Raw genomic sequence first — 8,856 nt, 5'->3', positions numbered from 1 at the left:
TGCGAGCCGGAGGAATCTAAACATGTTCGCGTTCAAATACTGCGCCGCCTGCTGTTGGCAAGGCGGTCTATTCGCCCCAGCCCGCGCCCGTGTTGCAAGTAAGATCGCGGTCCCCGCGCCTCCTCAGTCTGGTGGCCACAAATGGGGGGACCTCGATCCCCTTAAATCTGCGACTGTCCCCGGAGCGTCTCCAGGACGACGATCATCGCCCTGTCATGCCATATCGATTGCCCAGCATAGCAAAATCTGGAGCCTTTGACCAGCCCAGGGCGGGCTACGCGGTGGACCAATCTTCGAACGGGTCACGCCCGCCCCGGTGTTCCATCCACAGTTCCCCCGTGGAGTCCGGCGTTCTCCACACCCCACCATGCAGGCGCTATTCGGCTCACTGGCGTGCCCGCTGGCGGAGGGCCTGAGCCCGCTGGACAATCTCGGCTGCAGGCGCTGCCTGGATGACCTGATCCATCGCTTTCCCCACAATTGGGGCATCTGAACCGGGAAGTTTTTCTGCAATTTGCACGGCTGTCTCGGCAGCTTCTGCTTTCAGTTCAGGCACCGCCACCTGCGTCACCGCCAACTGGAGACCCTCCGCCGTCGGATAGCGACGGAGCACCTCCAGTACCAGCCGTCTTTCCTCCGGCCGCTGGGCGGCAGCCAGGGCCTCCCTGCACATTGCGATTCGCTCGTTCAGGGGCACGTCGAGCTGCCGGGCGATCCGGATATAACCGCGCAGGGCGCGAATGCGGTACCGCGGATTGCCAGTCCTGGCCAGATCCAGCAGCACAGGAGCCGCGTCCGCCGACATCCATTCCCCGAGAACCCTTGTCGCGGCATCCTGAACATCGTCTTCCGAATCGCGGGCTGCCTGGGCGAGACCGCGCAGCGCGCCCTGGCCTCCCATGGCTCCGAAAATGTCCACGATGGCCACCCGTGTGCGGGTGGGCGCCTTCGGCCAAACAGCCATCAGCTTCGCAGCGGCAGCATCCAGGTCGGGCATCCGGCTGCATGCCATCATCAGCGCATTGCGGACCGCCTGGAATTCTTCGTCATCACGCGGCTGAAGAAATCGACCGATCAGAACATCGAGCTGTTCCAAGGGCACAATCATACCCAAGGCCTGAATGGCGGCCGCCCGCACTCTCGGATCGTCACTGGTCATGTCGGCAAGAGCGACCGGCAGAGCCGCTTCGAGTAATCGTTCGCCCACTGCCTGAAGCAGCACCACCCGCTGCGCTCCTTGAGCCGAGTGCAGTGCCTTCAGGATTGCCTCATCGACCCCCTGTCCGGAAAGCTGCACCAGGCTTTCTGCCGCGGCTTGTGCCAGTTCACCACCTTCAGTCGCGGCGGAGACCAGAACCGGCACCGCCGAGGCGTCGCCCACTCGACCCAGCAAGCGGACAGCCACCAATCGCAAAGCCCAGTCGGCCCCCTGAGCCGCTTTGACAATGGCCGCAATGCCCGCTGGATCACCGATGTCGGCAAGGGCTTCCAGGATCGCCACCTGCCGCGGGTCGGCCGGTCTCACCCCCTCGCCGATTTTGACCATCTCGCCTTCTTTCACGCGTAGCGAAAACTCCTGCCCATCCAGCGAATAGACGAGTTCGAGTTGCTTCACAACACCCGGGGCTGGGTCGCCCGCCAGAGAGTTCGACGCCTCGATCTGAAGACTGTTATTTCGCACGGCTGCCCGCAGCACTTCCGTGATATCCGCCCAGCGGTCACCGGCTCCGTAACGGGCGGACTTGATGACGAGCAAAGGCGGACGCTGCTGGGGAGCTGCCGTTATCGGTCCAAGCTCCGCAACAAGGGCCTGAGCCACTGCCGGTCCTTTGATCTCTCGAGCAGTGGATAGGGCAATGGCCACCAAATCCTTGTCGCCGGATCTGAGTTCCTCCACCAGCAGGGGGATACCTTCCGCGCCCCGGGCAAGAATCGCACCCCGCGTCGCTTCCACACGACGCGGCTTGGGCACGTCGGCCGAACGCACAAGATCGTAAAGTTCCTGCGCAGCCCCGGCCTTCCCTTCAGCAAGATACCAGTCGGCACAGGAGAGAAGTCCCTCGGCTGCGGCGTTGCCCACAATTGGCGAGGGATGCTTGAGAATCGGCCGGAGTGCTTCAACAGCCTTTTCTCCGCCAATTCGCCCCAGGGCCACTGCGGCGGCCGCCGCGACCTCCGCGTCGCTATCTCCCAGCCGCCCGGCTAACACCTCAACAGCTTGCGGGTCGCGCCGCACACCGATGGAGTTGATCACGCCGACGGCCAGCCGCCCATTCAGTTTCTTCGCCGCTTCCCGCAGCGCCGCATCACAGGCTGGATCGGGAATGGCTTCCAGGGCGATACGAGCCCAGGATGCGAGTTCGGGATCCGCAAGAAGCGGTGCCAGCACGGGAACTGCCTGCCCGGTCCCGAACACCGCCAGTTTTTTGCAGGCCAGCGCCTTATCCCCCTTCGGCGCATCGGACTTGAGGATGGCAATCAACTCCGACTCCGGTACAGGGGGCTGTTGCGCAAAAGCCCCGACTCTGACTCCCAAAGTCATTATGCCAAGCAGGACAATCGAGATTCCGTTTTTCCAGATCTGCATGGTTATTTCTCCTCGATGGTCATATCGCTGTTTGTGGCTTTACATGCGGCTTCAAGGGACCTTTCACCCGTATCAGAAGCGCCACGGTTCGCGGAGAGCTTCCCCGCGCAATCGGTTGGCCTGTTCGTCATCGATGAATTCGTACTTGACGGGATCGAAGCGAAGTTTCCGCCCGAGGAAAATCGCGATGTTCACAGCGTGACACGCGATATGCGAGTGACAGGCCACATCCGCATTCGCTTTCGGCTTGCCACGGGTCTTCACACAGTCCAGGAAATCACGGACGTGGAAAGTCGCCGGATAGCCACCGATTTCCGCCACTTTGCGACCGGCCAGAAGAGCCGGTGAGCTGAGGGCCAGCTTTCCGCTGTCCCCAGTTTCCACCCAACCGCGATCCCCTTCAAAACGCACGGGGCATGATCCCAGTGGCAACCAGCCTTCTTCGCGAAGAACCAGTGTGACACCATTTGCATATTTGGCTTTGACCTGATTTCCTTCCGGCGGATAATACTCGACGGGAACGGTGTTGTCGGCATCGTTGGCCCACTGACACAAATCGACGCAGTGGGAGCCCCACTCGAGAACTCCACCGCCAACGAGCCCACCGCCTTTTTCAAAATTGAAGCCGTCCAGCCAGCGTTTGTTGAACGGACGCCACGCAGCGGGGCCAAGATAGAGATCCCAATCGACCTCTTCCTTGGGCGGCTCGGGCTCCGCGGGGGCCCAACCGCTCATGCTTGTGCTCATGCCGGCTGGGTGTGCATAGACTGTGTGCAACCTCCCGAGACGTCCCTTTTGCGCCAGCTCCACAGCGAAGGCAAAATGGGGGAGATTACGCCGTTGCGTCCCCGCCTGAAACACTCGCCCTGTCCGCCGGAATGTTTCTGCCAGAATCAGACTCTGTGTGATATTCTTGGTCACCGGCTTTTCACAGTACACGTCCTTGCCTGCCTTGGCCGAAAGAACCGCCGCAAGGCAGTGCCAGTTCGGCCCGGTGGCGATCAGCACGGCGTCGATATCCGGCCGGTCCAAAAGCTCCCGGAAGTCCCGATAGGTCACGCAATTATTGTTCCCGTAGCGTTGGTCTACCATTCGCTTGGCCTGTTCCCGACGGAACAACTTCACATCCGCAATGGCCACGCATTCGACGTCAGGCTCCTGGAGAAAACACCCCAGGTCATACGTCCCGCGATTTCCGATTCCGATACCGCCGAGACGAATCCGCTCGCTTGCAGGAGCGAGTCCCTCCATCCCCAAGGCCCTCGGGGACACAAACGTGGGGACCGCCAGGCCCGCACTGGCTCCTAATGCCGTGCGGAGAAATCCCCGCCGCGAAATGTGACTTCTCCGATCGTTCATGATGTCCTCCTCTTCGCGTGATGCAGCAGCGTTCAATTGCGCACGCCAAAACTGGCGCATTCAGGCAGGCAACGTGACGAATCGCATAGGTTTCGCGCGGGCACTCGACATGCGGTAAAATGCGGCCGCCATTGATAATCGTTCCTCTGGGATAGCTTGTCAAGCATGGGGGAAAGTTGAACCATTTCCACTCTTTCCAATGATGCGTGAGGCTACCGGCTGAATCTGTGTAGGGGCCATTCCATGAACGTGTGGTGGTGCCCTCCAGGTATTGCCCCTACCTTGACCAGGAAATGTGTTGAGCTGACGGAGCACAATCGGTGAAATGGACCATCGAACGCTGAAATGTGGCCGGCCAGGCAGGTCCCCTGAGCTGACTCTCAGTCCTCCGCAACGCCTGGTCGCGGTTGGCGATCCTTTCTAGCGGCTGACAAGAAGTGCGGATGGGCCAGGCGGCAAACGAGCGCATTTTGTTGACTTTGTCATTCAGCAGAAGTAGAAAGATGTTGCCCAATATTGAGTCTTACCAAGCCGTCACGATGGAGAAACTCGCATGAGGACCCGGTGCCACCGCGTGCGGCGATTTCACTTGCTGTTAGATGCCTCACACTATGTTCTGTTCCTGGGCGTTGGCTGTCTGGTATTTTTTGCCGTTTCACCTTCCCTCGAGGCCCAGGATTTGGTGACAGCAATCCAAGAGTACCTCCGCCGACAGCGAGTAATACAGCAGCTTCGGGAACTGGAAACACGAATGCAGGAATTGAACGAAAAATACCCGCACGTGCAGCTTCCCGAACCACTGGGGAGTCTCGCGCCATTTATGGAAATGCAGGCCATTGGGGAATTCAATCTTCCGCCGCATCCCCTGGGACATCTCCTCCGCCCGCTGCCGGGCCGATCAGCCCGTGCTTCGTCTGCTGCTCCGAAACGATCCAGCAATGCCGACAACCGCTTCATACCGCCCGGTGGCAAACTTGTTCTCGCCGAGATCGAGGGCCCGGGAATCATTCAGCATATCTGGATGACATTTCCCGGTCCCGAACCGAGTTGGTTGGGAAAGCAGGGCAATGCCGACCACAGTGAGCTCGTTCTCCGCATGTACTGGGACGGTGCTACCGAGCCGGCCGTGGAATCGCCCGTGGGAGACTTTTTCGCGGCCGGGTTTGGCCAGCGAGCGCCGGTCAACTCCGCAGCCATCACGGTGGAAGGGGGAGATGCCTACAACTGTTGGTGGCCAATGCCGTTCAAAAAGTCAGCCCGCATCGAAATCACCAACGAAAGCACGAAACCCCTCAATGCCTTTTACTATCATGTTGATTACTGTCGGCTGGAAACATTACCGGACGACGTTCTCTACTTTTGTGCCCAGTATCGGCAGGAATTTCCGGTTCAATCTGGCCGGGACTATCTCATTCTGGATGCCGCGGGGCGGGGACAATATGTGGGCACTGTCCTCAGCGTCCGCTCCAGGAGCCCCGAATGGTTTGGGGAAGGCGACGAAAAGTTCTACATCGACGGCGAATCAACCCCAAGTATCTGGGGCACGGGAACGGAGGACTATGTTTTGAACGCCTGGGGAATGGGTACCGGGACATATCCCTACTTTGGGGTCACAATCCTCGAAGGTGAGTGGGGCATGGTGGGCTACAAAACCACGGTGTATCGGTGGCACATTCTGGATCCCATCCGCTTTGAAAAATCTCTCCGCGTTGTGATCGAAGATGCCGGCTGGATCAGTGAGGACGAACTGGCTCCCAACACCCATCGGGGATTTGTGGAACGCAACGACGACTTTGCGACCGTGGCCTTCTGGTACCAGCAGGGACAACCAAAGCGTTTCACCCACCTTCCGCCTGCTCCCCAACGGCGGCTCCCTGATCTCGACATCATCATCGAAGGACAAGAACTCCTTGCCAAAGGCAGGTCCGAAGGTGGTACGCTCCACCTTCAGTCGGGACACTCTTGGACGGGCCACGGTCAACTCTTTTTCAACAACACAAAAGGCCTCGGAGCCTGGTTCGAGTGCGAGTTTGAGGTCAAGACCGAAGAACTGCGCCAGTTGACCTTACGTGTCACCGATTCCTACGATTTCGGGATCTATCGGATTCTCCTCGACCACGAGGTGGTGCGAGAGTGGGAAGACTTCTATTCACCGGAGATTCGCGTCCGGGAAATCAACCTGGGACAGCGTACGCTTTCAAAAGGAACCCATGTGCTGCGGTTTGAGTGCGTGGGCCAGTCACCGGCATCTCGCGGCACCAAATTGGGTGTGGATTCGGTCCGGCTGCGGCAGCGATGGCAGATCAAGCGACACACACCGGCCGACGTGGAAACGCCTGACAACCCGCCCGACAAGGCAGTCCACGAGAACGGCGGATGATAGCAAATGCGGATCCGGTACCGAGAACTTCGTTATCCTGTCATTCCGGCCTATCTACCGATGAGCGTTTGGGAAGTGCATTACTAACGGATGCAGTCAAATTCGGTCTTCCCATGCCCAATGACGAACCATGAGTGGTCGGGTTACCTCGTTCAATCGGGTTAGTTCGTTCAAGTGGAGAAAGGTTATGCGCGATACCCCTTCGATCCAGCAAACTTTTCGCGAGACCGTTATTTGGTCCGTCATTCTACTCGCTGGAACAGCCCATTGTGGATTGTGCCGTGCGGCAGAGACGTGGGGCACACCGCCCAGGCCTTCGGCGGATATGACGGTGGCAGTCCCAGGTTTGCCGACGGATTTCGCTCTGCGGCCGAAGGTGAGCGTTTCACAGGCCTTGCTGACCGCTGTCCTGGAACCGGCCGCTGCCGGCACAGCCACTCCGCCCGAAGCTGCAAGCGTGAAGTCTTTCGGCGCCGTGGGTGACGGGATCCAGGACGACACAGCAGCCATCCAAAGATGTGTGGCCAAGGGTGGCGTTATTCTCTTTCCTCCGGGCACCTACCGTATCACAACCCCGATCGAGGTCCGTCTTGGCGAGACAGGTTGGATTGCCTTTGTGGGAAACGGTACCGCCCGCCTCGTTATGAATGGCGCCGGCCCCGCTCTCCGCTTTGTGGGCCAGCACCAGGGCACGGCCGATCCGAAAACTGTGCAACCGCAGGTCTGGCAGCGCGAACGCATGCCCCTGGTGGACGGTTTAGAAATCGTCGGAAATCATCAGGAGGCCTGCGGAATCGAGGCCATTCAAACGATGCAACTGACCATCACACGGACACTCATTCGTGAAACACTCCATGCCATTCGCCTGCACCAACGCAACCGGAATGTGATCATCAGTGACTGTCATATTTACCATAATCGAGGCATCGGCGTTTACCTGGATGATGTGGATCTGCACCAGATCAACATTGTGGGAAGCCACATCAGCTACAACCACGGTGGCGGTATTGTCGTCCGTAAAGGATACCTCCGTAACCTTCAGGTCTCCGGGTGCGACATCGAAGCCAATATGAGTCCCGACGGGGAGCCCACCGCCAACATTCTTATCGACAGTACGGAGAGTCTGTACGGTCACGCGGAAATCGCCATCACGGGCTGCACGATTCAACACACGCTCAAGGCTTCCGGCAGTGCCAATATCCGCTTCATCGGGTCGGATGCCAAAGGACGGTGGTGGGGGGCGCTGACAATCGCGGAAAACGTGCTCAGCGACGTGGTCACGAATGTGGAAATCGTCAACGCGCGGGGTGTGTCCATCGTGGGAAACACTTTCTGGGGCGCGGGCGAGGAAGACCTTGTGCTCCGGAATTGCCGAAATATCGTGATCGGCCCGAATTCGTTCGACCAGAATCCCAACTATGCCCATCAGGGGCCCTACCGCGGGGGCATTCGGCTAGAAGAATGCCAGGACTGCGTTCTCAACGCGCTACAACTGGCAGACATCAACGGCAGAGAAGCCGCCATCGTGCTGAAAAACTGTTCCGGCCTGAACGTGACGAACTGCCAGATGGCCGGATGCGGCCCGGTGGGGATTCTGCTCGACCACGTGAGCCTGAGCCGAGTCAGCGACAATCTCTTGCGGGGCCCCTCCCGTGAAGATGGTGAGCCCGAGGACAGGACGTTCGTGGCCATGCGGGCGCGGAGTTGCCGGAATCTGGTCGTTACTGACAATCTCTGCGAAGGGACGATTGACTGCCCCAGCGAGGGAGTCCTCGTCGGCAAAAACGTTATCCTTTCGAGCGACACGTCTCAGGACCAGTAGAACCAGCGGAGGAGACGGGCGACTTCCCCGCGCTGTGTTGAATGTTTGTGGGGTTCCCAGCCGATCGCGCAAATAGGGGCCCGCGGCCACGTCAGGACAGCGCGACCGCGGGCGGATTCCTGCCAGGAGGAGGCGGCAAGCTTTCCCGTGTGTTGCGGAGTGCCGGGATGGACTGGGCGTTAACCCGTGACTTGAGCTGTTAAATGGAGGGGCCAGTATTCAGGGGTGGTTCACCCGGCTGGGCCTGGAGCAAACGTCGCAGGCGGCGGGGTCACCGTTGTCATAGGGGGAGTGCAGGCATCGCATGCTCCGCCGACGACGGTTTCAGTACAGGGGTCAACAGGTGGGCACTCAATCACCGCGGCCGGCACGGCGGCCGTCGGCGCAAACAGGGCCCCGCGCCGGAACAGATTGCACCGCTGACACCCTACAGCCAGGGCCAGCAAACCGAGGCCAACGGTCCAGATCATCACCTTCCGCATTGCATGTCTCCTTATTGAAAAACCGGTTGCATCCTGCGCACTGGGTGGGCTTCGGAATCATGCCATGAAAACCATAGCCCACAATTCACGTTGTGCAAACGCCGCAGTTGATTTTTGGGCACAAAATCGGCTGTTTTGCGTGACGGGAAAATCGGTTGTATGTTAGAGTAAAACTGCAACGGCCAGCTTGATGGCGGTTTGCATGGCAGGACACCGCGCCCTGGCC

The 8,856-nt window shown here is 59.4% G+C and carries 5 protein-coding genes; 2 read left to right on the top strand and 3 right to left on the bottom strand.

What is annotated here, in order from left to right; genetic code table 11:
* Nucleotides 1-385 precede the first annotated feature (385 nt).
* Complete coding sequence (locus H5U08_RS05270; RefSeq protein WP_297030994.1) at nt 386-2,587, bottom strand: HEAT repeat domain-containing protein; 2,202 nt, start codon at nt 2,585-2,587, stop codon at nt 386-388.
* Between the two features lie 72 nt (nt 2,588-2,659).
* On the bottom strand, nt 2,660-3,946 hold the full coding sequence (locus H5U08_RS05265; protein WP_297030993.1) for a Gfo/Idh/MocA family oxidoreductase: 1,287 nt from the start codon (nt 3,944-3,946) through the stop codon (nt 2,660-2,662).
* A 553-nt stretch (nt 3,947-4,499) separates the two neighbouring features.
* On the opposite strand from H5U08_RS05265, the gene H5U08_RS05260 reads away from it, so the two are divergent.
* Together H5U08_RS05260 and H5U08_RS05255 are read left to right on the top strand one after the other, a co-directional pair.
* Nucleotides 4,500-6,326 carry a glycoside hydrolase family 172 protein gene (locus H5U08_RS05260; RefSeq protein ID WP_297030992.1) on the top strand — a complete coding sequence of 609 codons (1,827 nt, stop codon included), beginning with the start codon at nt 4,500-4,502 and terminating at the stop codon, nt 6,324-6,326.
* A 187-nt stretch (nt 6,327-6,513) separates the two neighbouring features.
* Complete coding sequence (locus H5U08_RS05255) at nt 6,514-8,148, top strand: right-handed parallel beta-helix repeat-containing protein (RefSeq protein WP_297030990.1); 1,635 nt, start codon at nt 6,514-6,516, stop codon at nt 8,146-8,148.
* A 230-nt stretch (nt 8,149-8,378) separates the two neighbouring features.
* Here the strand turns inward: H5U08_RS05255 and H5U08_RS05250 are convergent, their stop codons facing one another.
* Complete coding sequence (locus H5U08_RS05250; RefSeq protein WP_297030989.1) at nt 8,379-8,630, bottom strand: hypothetical protein; 252 nt, start codon at nt 8,628-8,630, stop codon at nt 8,379-8,381.
* Nucleotides 8,631-8,856 lie beyond the last annotated feature (226 nt).

The sequence above is a fragment of the Thermogutta sp. genome, assembly GCF_014359955.1.
In the GTDB taxonomy this organism is placed as follows: domain Bacteria; phylum Planctomycetota; class Planctomycetia; order Pirellulales; family Thermoguttaceae; genus Thermogutta.
Note: the sequence above shows the minus strand (reverse complement) of the source record. Positions and strands in the feature narration are given on the sequence as shown.

What these genes read in the sequence shown, in the direction of transcription:
- H5U08_RS05270 (WP_297030994.1), bottom strand. Translation starts at nt 2,587, where the DNA reads ATGCAGATCTGGAAAAACGGAATCTCGATTGTCCTGCTTGGCATAATG.
- H5U08_RS05265 (WP_297030993.1), bottom strand. Translation starts at nt 3,946, where the DNA reads ATGAACGATCGGAGAAGTCACATTTCGCGGCGGGGATTTCTCCGCACG.
- H5U08_RS05260 (WP_297030992.1), top strand. Translation starts at nt 4,500, where the DNA reads ATGAGGACCCGGTGCCACCGCGTGCGGCGATTTCACTTGCTGTTAGAT.
- H5U08_RS05255 (WP_297030990.1), top strand. Translation starts at nt 6,514, where the DNA reads ATGCGCGATACCCCTTCGATCCAGCAAACTTTTCGCGAGACCGTTATT.
- H5U08_RS05250 (WP_297030989.1), bottom strand. Translation starts at nt 8,630, where the DNA reads ATGCGGAAGGTGATGATCTGGACCGTTGGCCTCGGTTTGCTGGCCCTG.